General features: G+C 68.7%; 16 protein-coding genes and 2 pseudogenes. 13 read left to right on the plus strand and 5 right to left on the minus strand.

Translation table 11 applies throughout. From position 1 onward, the window contains the following. Positions 1-99 precede the first annotated feature (99 nt). Positions 100-2,295 (minus strand): glycoside hydrolase family 127 protein, encoded by a 2,196-nt coding sequence (locus PS467_RS40880; protein WP_311039575.1) that lies wholly within the window; start codon positions 2,293-2,295, stop codon positions 100-102. A 572-nt stretch (positions 2,296-2,867) separates the two neighbouring features. Here PS467_RS40880 and PS467_RS40885 point away from each other — a divergent pair. From PS467_RS40885 to PS467_RS40935, 12 genes and pseudogenes are all read left to right on the plus strand, one after another. Beyond that, on the plus strand, positions 2,868-4,724 hold the full coding sequence (locus PS467_RS40885; protein ID WP_311039576.1) for a glycoside hydrolase family 127 protein: 1,857 nt from the start codon (positions 2,868-2,870) through the stop codon (positions 4,722-4,724). Positions 4,725-4,753: 29 nt separating this feature from the next. Then, positions 4,754-6,421, plus strand: a complete 1,668-nt coding sequence (locus PS467_RS40890; protein ID WP_311039577.1) for an ABC transporter substrate-binding protein — start codon at positions 4,754-4,756, stop codon at positions 6,419-6,421. Positions 6,422-6,425: 4 nt separating this feature from the next. Beyond that, positions 6,426-7,382: an ABC transporter permease gene (locus PS467_RS40895; RefSeq protein WP_349256479.1), complete on the plus strand. Its 957-nt coding sequence runs from the start codon at positions 6,426-6,428 to the stop codon at positions 7,380-7,382. After that, positions 7,382-8,377, plus strand: coding sequence for an ABC transporter permease (locus PS467_RS40900; protein WP_311039579.1), 996 nt, complete (start codon positions 7,382-7,384; stop codon positions 8,375-8,377). The genes PS467_RS40895 and PS467_RS40900 overlap by 1 nt, the downstream gene beginning before the upstream one ends. After that, positions 8,374-9,174 (plus strand): ABC transporter ATP-binding protein, encoded by an 801-nt coding sequence (locus tag PS467_RS40905; RefSeq protein WP_311039580.1) that lies wholly within the window; start codon positions 8,374-8,376, stop codon positions 9,172-9,174. Before PS467_RS40900 ends, PS467_RS40905 begins: the two co-directional genes overlap by 4 nt. Continuing rightward, positions 9,171-10,004 (plus strand): ABC transporter ATP-binding protein, encoded by an 834-nt coding sequence (locus tag PS467_RS40910; protein WP_311039581.1) that lies wholly within the window; start codon positions 9,171-9,173, stop codon positions 10,002-10,004. The genes PS467_RS40905 and PS467_RS40910 overlap by 4 nt, the downstream gene beginning before the upstream one ends. A 26-nt stretch (positions 10,005-10,030) precedes the next feature. Further along, a complete protein-coding gene (locus PS467_RS40915) occupies positions 10,031-11,293 on the plus strand; it encodes an alpha/beta fold hydrolase (RefSeq protein WP_311039582.1) in 1,263 nt (420 codons plus the stop codon). Beyond that, entirely contained in the window at positions 11,286-12,653 is a 1,368-nt protein-coding gene (locus PS467_RS40920) for an aminopeptidase P family protein (RefSeq protein ID WP_311039583.1), read from the plus strand. The genes PS467_RS40915 and PS467_RS40920 overlap by 8 nt, the downstream gene beginning before the upstream one ends. 59 nt (positions 12,654-12,712) lie before the next feature. Beyond that, positions 12,713-13,618 carry a dihydrodipicolinate synthase family protein gene (locus PS467_RS40925; RefSeq protein WP_311039584.1) on the plus strand — a complete coding sequence of 302 codons (906 nt, stop codon included), beginning with the start codon at positions 12,713-12,715 and terminating at the stop codon, positions 13,616-13,618. Next, positions 13,615-13,854: pseudogene (locus PS467_RS42235) on the plus strand (proline racemase family protein); the annotation flags it as partial. The gene PS467_RS40925 and the pseudogene PS467_RS42235, both read left to right, overlap by 4 nt. Before the next feature lie 48 nt (positions 13,855-13,902). Beyond that, the gene (locus tag PS467_RS42240; protein WP_432280790.1) at positions 13,903-14,016 is read left to right on the plus strand and encodes a proline racemase family protein; all 114 of its coding nucleotides are present in this window, start codon (positions 13,903-13,905) and stop codon (positions 14,014-14,016) included. A gap of 10 nt (positions 14,017-14,026) precedes the next feature. Beyond that, the gene (locus PS467_RS40935) at positions 14,027-14,713 is read left to right on the plus strand and encodes a GntR family transcriptional regulator (RefSeq protein WP_311039586.1); all 687 of its coding nucleotides are present in this window, start codon (positions 14,027-14,029) and stop codon (positions 14,711-14,713) included. 195 nt (positions 14,714-14,908) lie between these two features. Here PS467_RS40935 and PS467_RS40940 read toward each other — a convergent pair whose 3' ends face one another. From PS467_RS40940 to PS467_RS40950, 3 genes and pseudogenes are all read right to left on the minus strand, one after another. Then, entirely contained in the window at positions 14,909-15,703 is a 795-nt protein-coding gene (locus PS467_RS40940; protein ID WP_311039587.1) for an aminoglycoside phosphotransferase family protein, read from the minus strand. Positions 15,704-15,917: 214 nt separating this feature from the next. Beyond that, positions 15,918-16,603 (minus strand): annotated as a pseudogene (gene istB, locus PS467_RS40945) (IS21-like element helper ATPase IstB); the annotation flags it as partial. A 184-nt stretch (positions 16,604-16,787) separates the two neighbouring features. Further along, the gene (locus tag PS467_RS40950) at positions 16,788-17,021 is read right to left on the minus strand and encodes a hypothetical protein (protein WP_311039588.1); all 234 of its coding nucleotides are present in this window, start codon (positions 17,019-17,021) and stop codon (positions 16,788-16,790) included. 475 nt (positions 17,022-17,496) lie between these two features. Here PS467_RS40950 and PS467_RS40955 point away from each other — a divergent pair, with 475 nt between their 5' ends. After that, entirely contained in the window at positions 17,497-17,802 is a 306-nt protein-coding gene (locus tag PS467_RS40955; RefSeq protein WP_268976728.1) for an Rv3488 family transcriptional regulator, read from the plus strand. 25 nt (positions 17,803-17,827) lie between these two features. Here the strand turns inward: PS467_RS40955 and PS467_RS40960 are convergent, their stop codons facing one another. Then, entirely contained in the window at positions 17,828-19,105 is a 1,278-nt protein-coding gene (locus PS467_RS40960; RefSeq protein WP_311039589.1) for an APC family permease, read from the minus strand. Between the last annotated feature and the right edge of the window lie 45 nt (positions 19,106-19,150).

The following is a 19,150-nucleotide window of genomic DNA, read 5'->3' on the forward strand; positions in this document are numbered from 1 at the left end:
CGCACGAAAGCTGGTGTGGCCGGACGACCCGACGTGACCGCGGTCACGGCTGCCGGCGATGGAACTGGCCGCGTTCGCCGCCGACCTGACCAGATGTATTCAGGAGGGGAGGTGGGCTCGGGCTGCCGCCTTGATCAGCGTGTTGCGCTGACGTGCCGTCAACTCTCCACGTGCCGCCCTTTCATCGGCGACCCTGGTGACCGCCTGCACCAGACCGCCTCTGTTCCGGAACGGCCCCCGGTCCCAGACCTCGTCGAGGAACGTCAGACGGTCCGTCCCCGGCCGGTTCTCGATGCCGGTGGCCGTGTCCCCGAAGACGATCTCGGGCTCGGCGCGTTTGAAGTACATGTGGTAATGGTCGGTGTCGGAGATGTAGAAGGGCACCAGGGTCAGGCCGTTGGTGGTGAACGTCATGGGCTCCCCGGTGGGGCGGATGGCCCGGCTCAGGTCGCGGCTGAGGGGGTAGTCCCGGTACAGGGTCAGGTTCTGGTACTCCGTGGCGGAACTGCGGATCACCAGGGGCACGGGGCCGTAGGCGATGGCCTGAGTGGCGGGGTCGTCCAGGGCGCGTTCGATGCGCAGCGTGAACGGCGCGGCGATCTCGACCCGGTCCCCGGTTCGCCAGGTCCGCTTCAGCGAGACGTAGCCGCCGGGTGTGGCGTCGACGCGCTGCCGCACTCCGTTGACCCGGACGGTGAAGCCGCGCTCGGCCCAGTAGGGCACCCGCAGTCTCAGGTCGAGGTGCCCGCCGCCGGTCACGGTCAGGGTGCTGGTGCCGGCCGGGTCGGTCGGGTAGTGGGTGGACTGGGTGATGGTCAGTCCGCGCTCCGGCCAGTTCAGGGTGGACGGCAGATAGAGGTTCACGTAGAGGGTGGAGCCGTCGGTGGAGCTGAAGTAGACGGAGTCCTGGAACTTCGCGTGGGTTTCCAGGCCGGTGCCGCCGCAGCAGGTGCCGAGGTTGCCGTACTCGCGCTGGGCCCCCGGATTGACCGGCACGAAGTACGTCAGCAGCGGGTCGGTGTCGCTGGAGGTGTTCTGACGCGAGGCGAGGATCTGGCCGTACAGGGTCCGCTCGTAGTACTGCATGTACTTCGGGTCCGCGGTATGGAAGAACAGGCTGCGGCTCAGTTTGAGCATGTTGTAGACACAGCAGGTCTCGGCGTTGGTCTGCTCGATGGTCGCGGCGATGACGTCCCGCGCGCCGAACATCTCCCCCGAGCCCGCCATGCCGCCGTCGACGTACGTGCGGTGCGGCACCACCATGTTCCAGAAGTTCTCGGCCGCGGTGAAGTACTTCCGGTCCCCGGTCTGTTCGTAGATCTCCAGGTAGCCCTGGTACTGGGGGATGTGCTGGTTGGCGTGCTCCCCGTCGAGGGTGTCCTGGTTCGCCACCGCGGCCTCGAGCAGGTAGGTGTTGTCGAAGCACTGAGCGGTCGTCAGGTATTTCTCCTCGCCGGTGAGGGCGTACAGATCGGCCATGACTACGGGCATCGCGTTGTACTCGCCGGCGATATAGATTTTCCACATCCGGTCGAGTTGGGTCCTCGGCAGATGGCCGAGTCTGCTGTACGCCCAGTCGCCCATGCCCAGCACGATGCCGAGCGCCTGCTCGCTGCCCGCGTGCTGGTAGGCGTCGAGCAGCCCGCGCATGATCATGTGGCAGGTGTACCAGGGCGCCCAGATCTTGGGATAGGTCGCGTACTGCTCCAGCAGGATGAACTGCGTCTCCGGATACGCGGCCAGGTAGCCGGCGTGGCTCGGCGCCCCGGGGTCGTCCGTGCCGACCAGGGCGGCCAGGGCGTCCTGGCACTCGCCGAGTGCGGTGACCATGTAGTCGGCCTTCTCCTTGTAGGCCCGCTCGCCGGTGCCGGCGTACGCCAGGCTGAGGGCGCTGAGGAAGTGTCCGGCGTAGTGGCCTCTGAGGTTGCCGTCCGTGGTCTCCCAGCCGCCGGGCGGCTGGGCTCCGTGGGTGTCCAGCCCGGCGTTGGTGCGGAAGACGGCGAGCATGCGGTCGGCTGGGTAGGTGTGCAGGAAGTTCAGCACGCGGTCGCGGTTGTCGGTGAACAGGCTCGGGCCGAGCGTCACTCGGGTGTTGTCGAACGGCTTGACGACCCAGGACGAGGGCGTTGCAAGGGCGGGTGCCTGGGTGACGCCGGCCTTGGAGCTCGTGCCCGCTGTCCCGGCCGTCGTGGGTGTCGCTGCTCCGGCCGCCGCCGGGAACATGGCCTGGAACGCCGGTATGGAGGTGGCGAGTGCGGTCAGCCGCAGAAGGTCGCGGCGTGGAAGTTCGGACATGGCGGTCTCCTCTGATGCCAAAAGCCACGAATGGCGCGGTGACGCGCTACGCGGTATGGGCCGTCATCCAGCTTGGCCGCGTCCCACGGCAGCCCGTCGGACATCCGATGCCCGCATCGGCACAGACCTGCTCGATGTCATTGACGCCCCCAGCGGTGCTATTGCACTGTGAAATTGCACTGCGTGGGGCTGAGCGTAGAGCCCAGCTCAGATGAACGGCAATGGGCCAACGCAAAATTTCCGGGGCTCCGGCAGTGCGGGAAGGCCGGCGACACTGCCGGGGAAACCGGCACTACATGGTCCGCGTCAGCGCAGAACCCGGGCATAAGTATCGCAGTTGTACATCTTGATGGCCGGCCCAGCTCGTCAGCACCCCAGCCCGTGGAGTAGGGCGTGCAGTCCGTGGGTCACGTTCGCCGCAACTTCGGTTGCGTGGGACCTTGGCAGTGACCTTCCAGCAGCCTATGGTTTCAGCGCAATGCCACATGGCACTGGGAGGTATTGTGGCGTTTGCACAGGTCAAGAAGTATCCGGATGGGTACGCGGGTGCTGTATGGACGTCCTCCGGGGCTGTGCGTCCCGTCTCGGCGGTCCACATCACCGGCGGGCTGCTCCGTCAGTGGCAGCGGAGGAACAGCGAGGCGACCATCCCGCACACCATCAAGCAGCTGCGCGCCGCGGGCAATGTTGCCAACCTCGAGCGCCTGCTGGCGGAGAAGCCTCCGCCCTACCGGGGCCGGTACCCGTTCCTGGACACCGACTTGTACAAGACACTCGAAGGACTGGCGTACGAGATCGGCGCCGGCACCGCTCCAACCGGTGCGCAAGAGTTCTTCGACGAGGTCGTCGGGCTGCTGGAACAGGTCCAGTCCGAGGACGGTTATCTCAACTCCCGTTTTCAGGACCCCGACGCCCCCAAGCAGCCCTGGGAGGACATCGCTTGGGGGCACGAGCTGTACACCTTGGGCCACCTGATCCAGGCCGCCGTGGCGGCCAACCGCAGGATGGGCGACGGCCGGTTGCTCGCGGTGGCGGTGAAGTTCGCCGACCTGGTGGTGGCGCGGTTCGGTGTGGGCGGCGAGGAGGTCACCTGCGGCCATCCCGAGGTGGAGATGGCTCTGGTCGAGCTGTTCCGGGAGACCTCGAACCGTGACTACCTCGTCCAGGCGCAGCTGTTCGTGGACCGGCGCGGCCGAGGGCACCTGAAACACAGCATCTTCCCGCCCGAGTACTTTCAGGACCACCTGCCCTTCCGTGACCTGCCCTCGGTCACTGGGCACGCCGTGCGTATGGCGTACCTGGCCGCGGGCGCGACCGACGTGTACCTGGAGACCAGGGACCGCTCGCTGCTTCAGACGCTGGAGCGGCTCTGGGACGACATGGTCGCCACCAAGCTCTACCTCACCGGCGGACTGGGCAGCCGCCACTCGGACGAGGCGATCGGCGACCGGTACGAACTGCCGTCCGAGCGTTCCTACAGCGAGACCTGCGCCGCCATCGCCACCATGCAGTGGGCATGGCGCATGTTCCTGGCCACCGGCGGTGCCACATACCTGGACGTCTTCGAACGGGTGCTGTTCAACGCCTACGCCGTGGGCCTCTCGCTGGACGGCAGGGCCTTCTTCTACGACAACCCGCTCCAGCGCCGCCCGGACCACGAACAGCGCAGCGGCGCGGAGAGCGGCGGTGAGCTGCTGCGCCGGTCCTGGTTCGGCTGCCCATGCTGCCCACCGAACATCGTCCGGTGGATGGCGCAGCTCGGCGACTACATGGCCGCGGAGCGCGGAGACACGCTCTTCGTCGCCGCCTACGCCGAGGCGCGCATCGAGACGGACGCCCTGACGCTGACGATGGAGACGGCCTACCCCTGGGACGGCGACGTGCGGCTGGTCATTGACCGGGCGCCCGGCCGGTCGTACGCGCTGGCCCTGCGCGTCCCGGCCTGGACCAAGGACGTAACCCTGGCAGTCAACGGCGAGGCGGTGACGGCGGCCCCGCGCGACGGCTGGCTCACCGTGGAGCGGGAGTGGGCGGTTGGAGACGAGGTGCGGCTCGGCCTGCCGATGTCGGTCAGGGCACACGGCTCGCACCCCTACCTGGACGCCACCCGCGGCGCGGTGGCCGTCACCCGCGGTCCGCTGGTCTACTGCGTCGAGCAGCAGGACTCCCCGGCAAACCTGGACGACTTGGTCCTTGGCGTACCCCAAATCATCGACGCGCACGCCGAGATGAACCAGGACCTGCTGCCCGGAGCAATCACCCTACGGTTGGCGGCGGACGTGATTCCCCCATCCTCTGCCGAGCTGTATCCGGAGCTGCCGGCCGAACCCGTTTCGCCGCAGGCGACGGCGCCCGTGACCCTCACCCCCTACTTCCTGTGGGGCAACCGCAGGCCTGAGGCCATGCGGGTGTGGGTCAGGTCCCGGTGAATCCAGTCCACTCATCGAAAGAAGGAGCCATGAGGAGATCGGCAGCTCTCGCCGCCGCGGTGACGGCCACCGCGCTGACACTCACCGCCTGCCAAGGCGGCGGTCCCGCGACCTCCGCCGGCGGGCAGCGGGCGGCCCAGGGCGGCACCGTCCACATCTTGGCTACCGCGGACTTCTCCCACCTGGATCCGGTGCGCGGCTGGGACGGCGGCGTCAACAACTTCTACCGGCTCATCTACCGGGGCCTGACCACCTTCGGTGCCGCCCCCGGCAAGAAGGGAACCAAGATCGTCGCCGACCTCGCCACCAACACCGGCACCCCGTCCGACGACGCGAAGACCTGGACCTTCACGCTCAAGGACGGCCTCTCCTTCGAGAACGGCACCCCGATCACCAGCGAGGCCGTGAAATTCGGCGTCGAACGCGCCTGGGACCCCGAGGCCGGTATCGGCTCGCCGTATGCCAAGCTGCTCATCGACGCACCCAAGGACTATCGGGGCCCCTACCGGAGTGGCGACCTCCACTCGATCGAGACCCCGGACGCCAGGACGATCGTCTTCCACCTCAAGAAGCGTTACCCGGACTTCCCCAGCGCGCTCGCCCTGCCGAACTTCACCCCCTTCCCCAAGGGCACCGGGGCGGGGGATGCCTTCGACACCAGGCCCATAGCGTCCGGCCCGTACAAGGTGGCCGGCTACCAGCGCGGCTCCTCGCTCAAGCTGGTGCGCAACCCCCACTGGAAGAAGGAGACCGACCCGGTCCGTGCCGCCAAGCCGGACTCCTACGCGTGGACCTTCGGCCTGGACGCCGCCACCATCGACGAGCGGCTGCTCGCCGGGCAGGGCACCGACGCCGACGCCATCGGTGGCACGATGCAGGCGGCGACCGTGGCCCGGATCCAGACCCCGCAGCTCAAGGCGCGCACGTTGAGCGGCCTGGCCGGCTGCACCACCTATATGGGTCTGAACACCACGAGGAAGCACCTGAGCGACGTGCGGGTGCGCCAAGCGATCAACTACGCGATCAACAAGGACAACGTGGTGGCCGGGCTGGGCGGCAGTCTCCTGGCGAAGAAGGCGACCTCGATCGAGCCGCCGACCATCCGCGGCCGGAAAGACTACGACCTGTACCCGTACAACGTGGCGAAGGCCAAGCAACTCCTGGCCGAGGCCGGGCTCGCCAAGGGCTTCACCATGACCCTGGACACCCGCCCGGTGCCGAAGATGCAGGCGGTCGCGGTGGCGATCCAAGAGTCCCTGAAGCACATCGACATCGACGTCAAGATCAACAACATCGACACCTCCAGCTTCTACGAGGTGATCGGCACACCGTCGCGCCAGCACGACGCCGCCGTCACCGGCTGGTGCCCCGACTGGGCCTCCGGTGCCACGTTCCTGCCGCCGCTCTTCGACGGCCGGAACATCGCGCCCAAGGGCAACCAGAACATCTCCCAGCTCGACGACAAGAAGATCAACGAGCGCATCGACGAGATCGCCGCGGTGACCAACGTCGCGGCGGCTGATGCCGCGTATGGCGAACTGGACCAGATGATCATGGAGCGGGCGCCCATCGTGCCACTGACCTACGACAAGGTCGTCACCGTCATGGGGGAGAACGTCGCGGGCGCCTACCTGTCCGACGCCTACTCAGGCGGCATCGATCTGGTCTCCGTCGGTCTGAAGGACCCGGGCAAGTAACGCCATGTCCACCACCGCACCCATACGCCGTGTCACATCCGGCCCTGAGGCGGGCGCACAAGGCCCACCCACCTGGGCGGGTCGCCGTGTCCTGCACACCTTGCTGCATGACCGGGGAGCCGTGCTCAGCGCCGGCTTTCTGCTGCTCATCGTGGTGATGGCGCTCGGCGCGCCCGCCCTCGCCGCCATCACCGGCCACGGCCCCGACGAGTTCGACCCCTCCGCCATCAACACCGACCTCGGGGGGCTGCCCAAGGGAGCACTCGGCGGCATCAGTGCCGAACACTGGTTCGGTGTCGAACCGGGGAACGGCCGTGACATCCTGGCCCGCATCGCCTACGGCGCCCGCGTCTCGATCCTCATCGCGCTGTCGGCCACCTTTCTGACCACGCTGCTCGGAGTGGTCCTGGGCATGCTGGCCGGATTCTTCAGGGGCTGGATCGACCAGGGGATCTCTCGGTTCATGGACTTCCTGATGGCCTTTCCCGCACTGATCTTCATGATCGCGATCCTGTCGTCGCTGCCGAGCGGCAACCGGTCGGTCCTGCTGGTCGTGGTGATCAGCGTCTTCGGCTGGCCGTATCTGGCGCGGGTGATCCGCGGGCAGACGATGACCCTGGTGAACCGGGAGTTCGTGGAGGCGGCCAGGGCCTCGGGCGCCTCCACAGCCGCGCTGGTGTTCCGGGAGATCCTGCCCAACCTGCGCAACTCGCTCATCGTCATGACCACGCTGGCCGTCCCCGGCTACATCGGCACCGAGGCGGGCCTGTCCTTCCTCGGCGTCGGCGTTGCCCCGCCGACACCCTCGTGGGGTCAGATGATCTCCAGTTCGGTCGGCTGGTACGCGGTGGACCCCATGTACTTCGCGATCCCCGGCGTGTTCCTGTTCCTCACCGTGCTGTCGCTGACCGTACTCGGCGACCGGGTGCGCGCAGCCATTGACTCGGGGGAGGCGTCCTGATGGCCCGCTATATCGCGGGACGGATTGCCGGTGTGCTGGTGATCCTCTTCCTGGTCTGCCTGTTCACCTTTGTGATCTTCTTCAAGCTGTCGCCCGATCCGGCGCTCATGATCTGCGGCAAGACCTGCACCCCGGGGCGGATCGACCAGATCCGTACCATGCTCGGGCTCGACGAGCCGTTCCCCACCCAGTTCTGGCACTTCCTGAGCGGCCTGTTCGCCGGCCGCGACTACGGGACGGGTGTCGGCCTGACCCACTGTCCGGCGCCGTGCCTGGGCTACAGCTTCCAGACCAATCAGCCGGTGTGGGAGATGATCCTGCAGCGGCTGCCGGTCAGCGCCACCGTGGCGATCGGCGCGGCGGCGCTGTGGCTGCTGGTCGGGGTCGGCGCCGGCCTGCTGAGCGCGGTCAAGGAGGGAACGTGGTGGGACCGTGGCGTCATGGGCCTGGCGCTGGGCGGCTCCAGCATTCCCAACTACGTGCTCGCCCTCGCGTTGCAGTACGTACTGGTCGTCCAGCTTCAGATTCTGCCGTTCCCCTCGGCCGTCTCCCTCTCCGAGGACCCGGTGCGCTGGTTCCAGTCGTACCTCATGCCGTGGATCGTGCTGGCCACCGGGTACGCCTGCCTGTACGCACGGCTGACCCGGTCCAACGTGATCGACACGTTGGCCGAGAACTTCATGCGCACCGCCCGCGCCAAGGGGCTGAGCCCGGTGCTCACCATGCGCCGGCACGCGTTGCGTCCCGCGCTCACCCCGGTCACCACGATCTTCGGGATGGACTTCGCCGCGCTGCTGGGCGGTGCCCTGATCACCGAGACCGTCTTCGGACTCAACGGGGTCGGCAAAATGGCCGCCGACTCGATCGCCAAGAACGACCAGCCGGTGATCATGGCGGTGACCCTGCTGGCGGCCTTCTTCGTGGTGATGGGAAACGTCGTGGTCGACCTCGTCTATACAGCTCTGGACCCGAGAGTGAGGATCGCGGCGAAATGAGCGACCTGCTTGTCGTTGAGGACCTCACGGTCACCTTCCCCACCACACGGGGCCCTGTGGACGTCGTCCGGGGGGCCGCCTTCACCCTGGCGGCAGGCGAGACCATCGGGATCGTCGGCGAGTCCGGCTCCGGAAAGTCCATGACCAGCCTCGCGATCATGGGCCTGCTCCCCAAGGGCGCCAGGACAAGCGGCAGCATCCGGCTCGACGACGCCGAGTTGCTGGGCCGCAGCGACCGCGAGATGCGCACGATCCGCGGCGACCGGATCTCCATGATCTTCCAGGATCCGCTGTCGTCGCTGAACCCGTACTACACGGTGGGCCTGCAGATCGAGGAGATGTACCGGGCGCACCGGGGTGGCTCCCGCCGTGCCGCGCGGAAGATCGCGATCGAGGCCCTGGAGCAGGTGGGCATTCCGGAGCCGGGCAAGCGGGTGGACCACTACCCACACCAGTTCTCCGGTGGGCAGCGACAGCGCATCATGATCGCCATGGCGCTGGTCTGCTCTCCCGCCCTGCTCATCGCCGACGAGCCGACGACCGCGCTGGATGTGACCGTACAGGCGCAGATCCTCCGCCTCCTGGCGGACCTGCAGCGTGAGACCGGCACTGGAATGGTCTTCATCACCCACGACCTGGCGGTGATCAGCTCGATCGCCACCCGGGTCCTGGTGATGTGCCGCGGCGAACAGGTCGAGTACGGCACGGCCGAGCAGGTCTTCGCCGAGCCCCGGCACCCCTACACCCGGATGCTGCTGGAGAGCATCCCGCGCATCGACGACGAGGTGATGTCATGAGCGAACCGCTGCTGCGGGCCGGGGAGCTGACCAAGCGGTACACCGGCCGGGGTCCGCTGGGCCGTAAGAGCGAGTTCACCGCGGTCGACCGCGTCAGCTTCGAGGTCGCCCCGGGCGAGACACTGGCCGTGGTGGGCGAGTCGGGCAGCGGCAAGTCCACCACCGCCCGCATGGTCGCCAGGCTCATCGAGCCGACTGCCGGCACGCTGGAGTTCGAGGGAGCGGACATCACCCGCGCGAAGGGGGCCGCGCTGGCCCGCTACCGCAGCAGCGTGCAGGTCGTCTTCCAGGATCCCTACTCCTCGCTCAACCCGCGGCACACCGTGGAGCGCATCCTGATGGCGCCCCTGATGTACCAGGGGCTCGAGCCCAAGGGCGGCAGGCGGGCCTACACCAAGGAGCTGATGGAACGGGTCGGCCTCGATCCCGACCACTCTCAGCGCTATCCCCGCCAGTTCTCCGGCGGCCAGGCCCAGCGGATCGGCATCGCCCGTGCGCTGGCCGTCAACCCCAAGCTGGTGATCTGTGACGAGGCGGTCTCGGCCCTGGACGTCTCGGTGCAGGCGCAGGTGATCGAGCTGCTGCTGCGGCTCCAGCAGGAGAGCGGCTTCAGCTACGTCTTCATCGCCCACGACCTCGCCGTGGTCCGCCAGATCGCCCATCGGGTGGCGGTCATGAGCAAGGGCCGGATCATCGAGCAGGGTCCGTGCGCTCAGGTCTTCACCAGCCCTCAGGACCCGTACACCCAGACCCTGCTGGCCGCGATACCCCGGATCAACCCGGAGTGGGACCGCCGGCGGCGCGAGTACGAAAGGACAGCCACCGGTTGATCGCCGCGAGTTACACGATTCCCGGAATGCACGTGCGCGAGCATGTCGAAGAGGTCCCACTCGACTGGTCCGATCCCGCCGACCCGGGCAGGATCACGGTCTTCGCCCGGGAGCTGGTCGACCCTGTGCGGGCCGGGGAGGACCTGCCGTACCTGCTGTACCTGCAGGGCGGGCCGGGCGGCAAGGGTCCCAGGCCGCTCACACCGACCGGCTGGATCGGCCAGGCGCTGAAAACCCACCGGGTGATCCTGCTGGACCAGCGCGGCACGGGCCGCAGCTCCCGAATGCACGGGCGCACGATGCGTGCCTTCGGCGACGCCCGGCGGGCCGCCGACCACCTGGCCTGCTTCCGGGCCGACTCGATCGTGGCCGATGCCGAGCACCTGCGCAAGAACGTCTTCGGCGGTAGGCGCTGGACGACTCTGGGCCAGTCCTACGGCGGCTTTCTCACCATGACCTACCTGTCCAAGGCGTCCGAGGGCCTGAGCGCGTGCTACGTCACCGGTGGCCTGCCCGCTCTGGAGCCGGACGCGGCGGAGGTCTACCGGCGCACCTATCCGCGGGTCGAGGCGAAGAACGCCGAGTTCTACCGGCGCTATCCGCACCACGTGGAGCTGGTCGGCAGGATCGCGGACCGGCTGGCCGCCGGTGATGTGCTGCTGCCCGACGGGGACGTGCTCACGGTACGGCGGCTGCAGTCGCTCGGTATCGACTTCGGGATGAAGCCGGGATACGAGCGCATGCACTGGCTGCTGGACGAAGCGCTCCATGGTGACGAGGTGACAGAGGTCTTCCTGCACCAGGTGCTCGCTCGCTCCTCCTACAGCGACAACCCGCTCTTCGCCGTACTGCAGGAGAGCATTTACGGCTCGGGCAAGGGCGCCACCGCCTGGGCTGCCGAGCGGGAGCGCGCCGCACATCCGCAGTTCGCCGAGACGGCCAGGCCGCTGCTGTTCACCGGCGAGATGATCTATCCCTGGATGTTCGAGGAGATCCGCTGCCTGCGGCCGTTCCGTGCCGCCGTCGAGCTGCTCGCCGAGCACGAGGACTGGCCGGCGCTGTACGACCTCGGCCGGCTGGCCGCGAACGAGGTCCCCGTGGCCGCCGCCGTGTACTACGACGACATGTACGTCGACGCGGGCCTGCAGCTGGAGACGGCCGCCCGCGTTGGCAACACCCAAGTCTGGGTCACCAACGAATACGAGCATGACGGCATCGGGGACGACCGAGTCTTCGCCCGGCTGACCGAGCTCGTCCGCGCCATCGGAGGAGGCATCGAAAGTGAGTGAGGGCAAGCTGCCCCGGCTGGCGGAAATCCCCGCCTTCATCGAGTACATGGGACAGGGCTGGGGCACACCGGACCGCATCCCGTCCGTCGTGCCGGGAGCCGCCCGCGCGGCGGCTGCGCACCGCGACCGGCTGCGCACCGCGCTGCCCGGCCGGACGGTCGTGGTCGCCGCCGGGACGGCCCCGGTCCGCAGCAACGACTGCTTCTACGACTTCCGCGTCGACAGCGACTTCTACTGGCTGACCGGGTGCGCCGTGGAGCAGGCCGTGGTGGTGGTCGGTGAGAGCCGCGCGACCCTCTTCCTGCCGCCGCCGGCCTACCCGGGCGAGACGGGGTTCTTCGCCGACGCCGCCCACGGCGAGCTGTGGGTGGGCGCGGCACCCTCGTTGGCCGACTGGTCGGCGGCGCTGGACATCGAGGTGCTGCCGCTGGACCGGCTGGAGGGCGTACTCGTGGGCCTGGCCGCGCCGATGTACGGAGGACCGGGCTGGGAGGAGCCCTCCGAGGAACTCGGCCGGGTGCTGGCCGAGTTCCGCATGATCAAGGACGAGTGGGAGATCGGCCAGCTGCGCGAGGCCGTGGACAGGACGGTCGAGGGCTTCGCCGCGGTGCTCAGGGAGCTCCCCACCGCGGTGGCCGGAGCGGGCGAGCGCTGGCTGCAGGGGACATTCGACCGCTATGCGAGGACGTACGGCAACGGTCCCGGCTACGCCAGCATCGTGGGCAGCGGCAAGCACGCGCCCACCCTGCACTGGGTCCGCTGCGACGGTCCCGTGCTGCCGGACGAACTCCTGCTCCTCGACATGGGCGTGGAGGTCGCCAGCCACTACACGGCTGACGTCACCCGGACATTCCCGGCCTCAGGCCGCTTTTCCCCGATCCAGCGCCAGGTGCACGACCTGGTGGAAAGGGCCCACCGGGCGGCCCTTGCCCAGGTGGCGCCGGGGCGCCGGTTCACCGATTTCCACCATGCGGCCATGGAGGTCGTCGCCCAGGGACTGCACGACTGGGGGCTACTTCCTGTCTCGGTCGATGAGGCCCTCTCGGAGAAGGGTCAGCACCACCGCCGGTACCTGGTCTGCGGCATCGGCCACCACCTGGGCCTGGACGTGCACGACTGCGCCCGGTCCAGTACCGAGGCCTACCAGGGCGCCGCGATGGCACCGGGCATGGTGCTGACCGTGGAGCCGGGCCTCTACTTCCACGCCCACGACCTGACCGTGCCGCCGGAACTGCGGGGTATAGGGGTGCGCATCGAGGACGACCTCCTGGTCACGGAGGGCGGCGCGGAGATCCTTTCGGGCGCTCTGCCGCTGGACACCGAGGGCCTGGAGCAGTGGATGGAAAATACCGCAACGTGACATTGCACTGATAGGGTTCCTTGGTTCCTCAAACCCCCACGTTCGTAAGGAGATTACGCATGACCACCCCAGCGCGTCCGTGGCACGGTGTGCACGTCGCAACGGCGCTGCCCTTCAACGCCGACCTGTCCATCGACTACGACGGATACGCCGAGCACGTACGGTTCCTCGCCGCCAACGGCTGCGACGGAGTCTGCCCCAACGGCTCCCTGGGCGAATACCAGACCCTGTCGGACGAGGAGCGCGCCCGCGTCGTGCGCACCGCGATCGAGGCCGCCCCCGAGGGCTTCGGCGTCATGCCGGGTGTGGCGGCCTACGGCGCGCTGCAGGCCCGCCGCTGGGCCGAGCAGGCGGCCGAAGCCGGCGCGTCCTCCGTTCTGCTGCTGCCGCCCAACACCTACCGCGCCGACCGGCGGACCGTTGTCGAGCACTACCGTGAGGCGGCCAAGGCGGGCCTGCCGATCGTCGCCTACAACAACCCCATCGACACCAAGGTCGACCTCACCCCGGACCTGCTTGCCGAGCTCCACCACGAGGGTCTGGTCGTAGCGGTCAAGGAGTTCACCGGCGACGTCCGCAGGGCGTACGAAATCGCCGAGCTGGCCCCCGGCCTGGACATCCTCATCGGCTCCGACGACGTGCTGCTGGAGGTGGGCCTGGCCGGCGCCGTCGGCTGGATCGCCGGATACCCCAACGCGATCCCGCGGAGCACGGTGGAGCTCTACCGCCTGGCCACCTCCGGCGACCCGGCCGACATCGCCCGCGCGCTGCCGATCTACCGCGATCTGCACCCACTGCTGCGCTGGGACTCCAAGACCGAGTTCGTCCAGTCCATCAAGCTGTCGATGGATCTCGCCGGACGCAAGGGCGGTGCCTGCCGCCCGCCACGCACCGCGCTCTCCCCGGAGGTCGCCACCCGGATCACCCGCGACACCGAGGCCGTCCTCGCGAAGGGCTACAAGTGAGGTCCCGGCGCACGTTCCATGCGGTCGACTCACCCGCCGAGGCCATGCCGACCAGCCTCGCCGTGGGCGGCGTGGGCACGATCCCCGGCGCCACCATGGCCGAGCGCCGGCTGTGGTTCATGGCAGACGGCAACGACGTCCGCACCCAGCTGATGTACGAGCCCCGCGGCCACGCGGCGATGAGCGGCGCCACCCCGCAGCCGCCCACCCGCCCGGACGCTGATGACGGCGTCGTCAACGAGTCTTTCACCGGCACCCGATCCACCGGACGGCTGCTGGGTACGATGGGCGGGCGACCGGCCGTACTGGCGTCCATCACCGGCCGGACCTGGGTCACCGGGAGCTCGCAGTTCCACCTCGACCCGACCGACCCGTTCCCCGCCGGATCCCTGCTGTGAGGAGTACGCGATGAGCACCTCGAGGTCGCTTCCCGGCCTGCAGGCGCTGCCGAAGCACGAGACCCGGCGGGAGCAGATCAGGGAAGCCCTGCGAGCGGCCATCATCTCCGGTGAGCTGAACCCTGGAACGGTCTATTCGGCGCCCACACTCGGCGCCAGGTTCGGCGTGTCCCCCACACCGGTACGCGAGGCCATGCTCGACCTGGTGAAGGAGGGCCTCGTCGTCGCGCAGCCCAACAAGGGCTTCCGGATCACCGAAGTGTCCGAGGAAGACCTCGACAACCTGGCCGCCGTTCGCCTGCTGATCGAACCGCCCACCGTGCGCGACATCACGACCCTCATCCCCGAGGCGGATTTCCCCACGCTGCGCTCGCTGGCACAGGACATCGTCGACGCGGCCGAACGCGGGGACCTGGTCCGCTACATCGAGGCGGACCATGTCTTCCACCTCACCCTGCTCGGTTACAGCGGCAACCGCTACCTGGTGGACGTGGTGGCCGGACTGCGCTCACAGACCCGGCTGCTGGGCCTGACCCCGCTCGTGCAGAGCGGCAGGCTCGGCACGTCGGCGGCTGAGCACCACGAGCTGATGAATTTCATCGAAGCGCGCGACCCAGTGGGCGCCGAGTTGCTGATGCGCCGGCACATCGGCCATGTCCGGGGCCTGTGGGCCCGCAGAGCGGAGGAACAGCCGTGACCGGGCAGGCCGCGGACCTCGTGGTCATCGGGCGGGCGTGGTGGGCGCGGCCTGAGCCTACTTCGCCGCCCAGGCTGGACCGCGGACACCGCGAGCACCGCAGTAGTCGGTCAGGCGTAGTGGCTCGCCGCGGGTCAGCAAGGCGGCGGCGACCGACTTCACTGGCGGCCGAGTGGAGGCAGCACGTGCCGCTCTTCACATCCGCTGTCCCAGCCAGCGCAGCGAAGCAAGGCCCAAGGCGGTCATCATAGCCACGAGGTTGCGATCGGCGGCCGGCCCAGCCGCGGCGGCCACTTTCAAGAGGAATCCCGCCTGCAGTGCCAGCATTTCATTGACGCGGACGGGATCAAGGTCACGGATCAGGGGGTGGCGCTCTGCGATGGGCTGTGGCTCCACACCGCTGAGCCACGCGCTCGACAGCAGTGTGACCGCGTCACAGTGCCAGGGTCCGATCCAGGCATGCGGCCAGTCGACGACGAAGACACGGTCCGCGGCGAGCATGATGTTGAACGGGTACAGATCTCCATGCAGGAGGGTGCTGCCGATGAGGGAGGCGTTCTGTTCCAGGACGACGAGGTCGTCGAAATGGCGGGCCGCCCACGGCGACAACTCCTCCACCTTGGCCCTCACGGCGTCATCCGCAGCCACCTCCAGCCATCCCCCGAGGCGCGGCTTGCTCAAGATTGCCTTGTCCACGGGCGATGGCGTCAGGGCCTCGGTCATGCCGGTGACCGCCGCGAGCACCCTGTCGAGTTCATCCGGCTGCCACGGCTGGGCGGGCAAACGTCCGGGGATGTCCTCCAAGGCCAGCACCACCCAGGTGCCGTCGTCGTACGCATCGAGCAACCGCGGTGTCGGCGCTTCCGCGGGGAGTCGCTGTGAGACCGCGGTCTCCCGGCGGTGGAAGTCCGCCACTGCCGGCGCCACCAGCGAGCTCGCTGCCTTGATGAATGCACGTTTGCCGTTCGCCAGGTGCACTCGCGCGGCCATGCCTTCGGAAAAGCCGCCTGGCTGGACGCGCTGGCAACCGGGCTGCCGAGCATCTGCTCGATCCGGGCCGTCACCTCATGACGATCATTTGTAAGAGCGCTGCCCGGACGTGACCTCAACGTCCCAAGCGATCTGATGCAGCACTGGCCGACGGTACTTTCCCCCTCCTCGACATGACCACCCGACGGGCGACTCAGTGATGCCCCTGGGGTGGTCAGCCAGTCTTGGCCGGTTCCTCGGTTCGGGCTCGGGTGCTGGCGAAGCGGTAGGAGTCGGTGCCGGTCTCGATGATGGTGCCGTTGAAGGTGAGGCGGTCGACGATGGCCGCGCAGAGGCGGGGGTCGGCGAAGGTCTTGGTCCAGCCTCCGGAGGACTCGTTGGAGGCGATGGCGACGCTGTTCTTCTCCTCGCGCTCGGTCAGGACCTGGAAAAGCAGTTCGGCGCCATGACCGTCGAGTCCATGTAGCCGAGTTCGTCGATGCAGAGCAGGTCAACGCGGCCGTAGCGGGCGATGGTCTTGTTCAGTTGCCTCTCGTCGGCGGCCTCGACCAGCTCGTTCACGAGTTCGGTGGCGAGGGTGTAGCGCACGCGGTAGCCCTTCATCGCGGCCTCGGTGCCCAGGGCGATGAGCATGTGGGACTTGCCTGTGCCGGAGTCGCCGATCGGGCAGAGAGGCTGTCCCTTCTTGATCCATTCGCAGCTGGCAAGCGTGTTGACGGTGGCCGGCTCGATGTTGGGGTTGGCGTCGAAGTCGAAGGTCCGCAGTGACTTCTCGCGGGGAGATCCCGCTGCCTTGATCCGTCGTTCCGAACGGCGGCGGGCCCGGTCATCGCACTCCGCCATCAGCAGTTCAGCGAGGAAGCCGCGGTAGCTCATTTGATCTTTCGCGGCCCGGTCGGCGATCTCGGCGAACTCGCGTCCCCGGGTCGGGCACGAACAGCCGGCGGATCCCGGGGACCTTGGTTCGTACGGTTGAGTACTATTCGGTTCAGCTTCCAGCGCCAGCGAAGACACTCACCCCGACAGGGTGGTGCAACCGCGGGGCCGTCCATGTCAGTTGGCTGGACGCACAGAAATCAAGGCGCTACCCCAGGTGCAGCAGCGCGAAGCCAGCGGCACCCAGGACGACTCCTGCCAAGGCTATGAAGCTCCCTGACATCCGCATCCGCGTTTCCGGGGAGACCGGATAGACGGGCTCGGCAAGGCTGCCCCTGCGCAGACGGGCCTCGCGGACACGTGCTCTCATCCGCGCGGCTTGACGGGTGGACATCCCGCGCACGTCGAAGGCGAAGCCCAAACCGAAGATGACGGCGATCACACCGACACCGAGGACACCGAGGCAGAATGCCAGTGGCGGCCCAGTGCGAGCGGCCAGTGGGAGCAGAGAAAACATTCCGGCACCCTACCTAAGACGCGAATCTTGCGACGGGGGACTGACGGTCAACTCACGCCGAGCTGGTTACGCCGGAAATTGCCCACTCATGACCGCCTCTGTCGACAGGAGGAAAGCTTCAGGCTCCGGGACGTTGAACTCCGGGATTCTACTTCACCGGCTCGCTGGCCTCCGCCACCTTCGGACCGGTGATGCGATTGGTCGCCCGCACCCGCATCACCCGCCGCACCGCTCGCCGCGCGCACTCCGGCTGACCGAACCGGCCCCGCGGTCGGCCGCGTTGCGGGGCTCGTACGCCGTCGGGGTGCGGGGCGGCCGGGGCTCGGGCTGCCGCGTAGGATCGGTAGCCGATATCGGTTTCGTCACTGCGTGCGGCGGGCGGCGTGGAGGTGGGTCAGGGGTGCGGGAGTTCCAGCGGGGCGCGATGCGGCTGCACATCCTGCACCACGCGGCCGAGGAGGAGATCCACGGCGCGTGGATGACCGAGGAACTGGCCCGGCACGGCTACCAGATCAGCCCCGGCACTCTGTATCCGACGCTGCACCGGCTGGAAGCCGACGGGCTGCTCACCTCCGAGCAGCGGGTCGTCGACGGGCGCACCCGGCGGGTGTACCGGGCGACGAGCGCCGGGAAGCAGGCACTGGAGGAAGACCGGCGGGCGCTGCGCGAACTGGCTCGCGAAGTCCTCGGTGACGACGCCCGGTAGGACGGAGGTGCGCATTTGGGGACACTCAGGCGGCCGGACGGGCGCCCAGGGCGCGGCGGATGCTGTAGGCGGCGGCGCCGGCGACCAGCACCGCGGCCCCCGACAGCACCGAGGACAGCGGCAGGGCGAAAGCGAGCACCATGCAGCCGGCCACCCCGGCGACGGGGATGATCCGCGGCGGACGGCCTTCCTCAGGCGTGAGGGTCCAGGCGGAGGCATTGGCGATGGCGTAGTACGCCAGCACGCCGAAGGAGGAGAACCCGATCGCGCCGCGCACATCCGCCACCGCCGCCAGCACGGCCACCACCGCGCCGACCACCAGTTCGGCCCGGTGCGGCACCTTGAACCTCGGATGGACCGCCGCCAGCACGTGCGGCAGGTGACGGTCACGGGCCATGGCCAGCGTGGTACGTGAGACCCCGAGGACCAGCGCGAGCAACGAGCCCAGCGCGGCCACCGCCGCCCCCACCCGGACTACTGGTACCAGCCAGTCACCACCCGCCACCCGCACCGCCTCCGACAGCGGAGCGGCGGCGTGCGCCAGGCGGCCGGGACCGAGCACCACAAGCGCCGCGACGGCGACCACCGCGTAGACGACGAGCGTGATACCGAGCGCGATCGGAATCGCCCGAGGGATCGTGCGCGCCGGATCTTTGACTTCCTCACCCAGGGTGGCGATGCGGGCGTACCCGGCGAACGCGAAGAACAGCAGGCCCCCGGCCTGCAGCACTCCGCCGAAGGAGGCGTCCGCGCCGATGTCCAGCCGTGCCGCATCCGCGGCCTGAGAGGTCAGGGCGGCGACCACGACGGCGGCGAGGACCGCCAGCACGACCGCGACGATCGCCCGGGTCAGCCACGCCGACTTCTGCACGCCCGCGTAGTTCACCGCGGTCAGCGCCACCACGGCCGCGACCGCCACCGCGTGCGCCTGCCCTGGCCACACATACGCCCCGACCGTCAGTGCCATCGCCGCGCACGAGGCGGTCTTGCCGACGACGAAGGACCACCCGGCCAGGTATCCCCAAAACGCGCCCAGCCGTTCCCGCCCGTACACATACGTGCCGCCCGAGGCGGGATAGCGGGCGGCCAGCCGGGCCGAGGACGTCGCATTGCAGTACGCCACCGCCGCCGCGGCGGCCAGCCCCAGCAGCAGCCCGGATCCGGCCGCGCGGGCCGCCGGCGCGAGCGCGGCGAAGATCCCCGCGCCGATCATCGACCCCAGGCCGATCACCACCGCATCCGGCACCCCCAGCCGCCGCTGCAACTCATCCGGCACCCCGCCCGCCGTCGACGCCTTCCCCATGGCCCCACTCCCTCACTGCCCTTCGCTAACGGATCCCGATATCGG

Origin of the sequence: Streptomyces luomodiensis (assembly GCF_031679605.1) — a bacterium.
Taxonomy (GTDB): domain Bacteria; phylum Actinomycetota; class Actinomycetes; order Streptomycetales; family Streptomycetaceae; genus Streptomyces; species Streptomyces luomodiensis.

Bases quoted from the DNA above. Each gene is read 5' to 3' on its own strand.
- PS467_RS42240 (WP_432280790.1), top strand. From the start codon at position 13,903: ATGGGCGGGCGACCGGCCGTACTGGCGTCCATCACCGGCCGGACCTGG.
- PS467_RS40925 (WP_311039584.1), top strand. From the start codon at position 12,713: ATGACCACCCCAGCGCGTCCGTGGCACGGTGTGCACGTCGCAACGGCG.
- PS467_RS40880 (WP_311039575.1), bottom strand. From the start codon at position 2,295: ATGTCCGAACTTCCACGCCGCGACCTTCTGCGGCTGACCGCACTCGCC.
- PS467_RS40935 (WP_311039586.1), top strand. From the start codon at position 14,027: ATGAGCACCTCGAGGTCGCTTCCCGGCCTGCAGGCGCTGCCGAAGCAC.
- PS467_RS40905 (WP_311039580.1), top strand. From the start codon at position 8,374: ATGAGCGACCTGCTTGTCGTTGAGGACCTCACGGTCACCTTCCCCACC.
- PS467_RS40900 (WP_311039579.1), top strand. From the start codon at position 7,382: ATGGCCCGCTATATCGCGGGACGGATTGCCGGTGTGCTGGTGATCCTC.
- PS467_RS40960 (WP_311039589.1), bottom strand. From the start codon at position 19,105: ATGGGGAAGGCGTCGACGGCGGGCGGGGTGCCGGATGAGTTGCAGCGG.
- PS467_RS40910 (WP_311039581.1), top strand. From the start codon at position 9,171: ATGAGCGAACCGCTGCTGCGGGCCGGGGAGCTGACCAAGCGGTACACC.
- PS467_RS40890 (WP_311039577.1), top strand. From the start codon at position 4,754: ATGAGGAGATCGGCAGCTCTCGCCGCCGCGGTGACGGCCACCGCGCTG.
- PS467_RS40915 (WP_311039582.1), top strand. From the start codon at position 10,031: ATGCACGTGCGCGAGCATGTCGAAGAGGTCCCACTCGACTGGTCCGAT.
- PS467_RS40940 (WP_311039587.1), bottom strand. From the start codon at position 15,703: ATGGCCGCGCGAGTGCACCTGGCGAACGGCAAACGTGCATTCATCAAG.
- PS467_RS40895 (WP_349256479.1), top strand. From the start codon at position 6,426: ATGTCCACCACCGCACCCATACGCCGTGTCACATCCGGCCCTGAGGCG.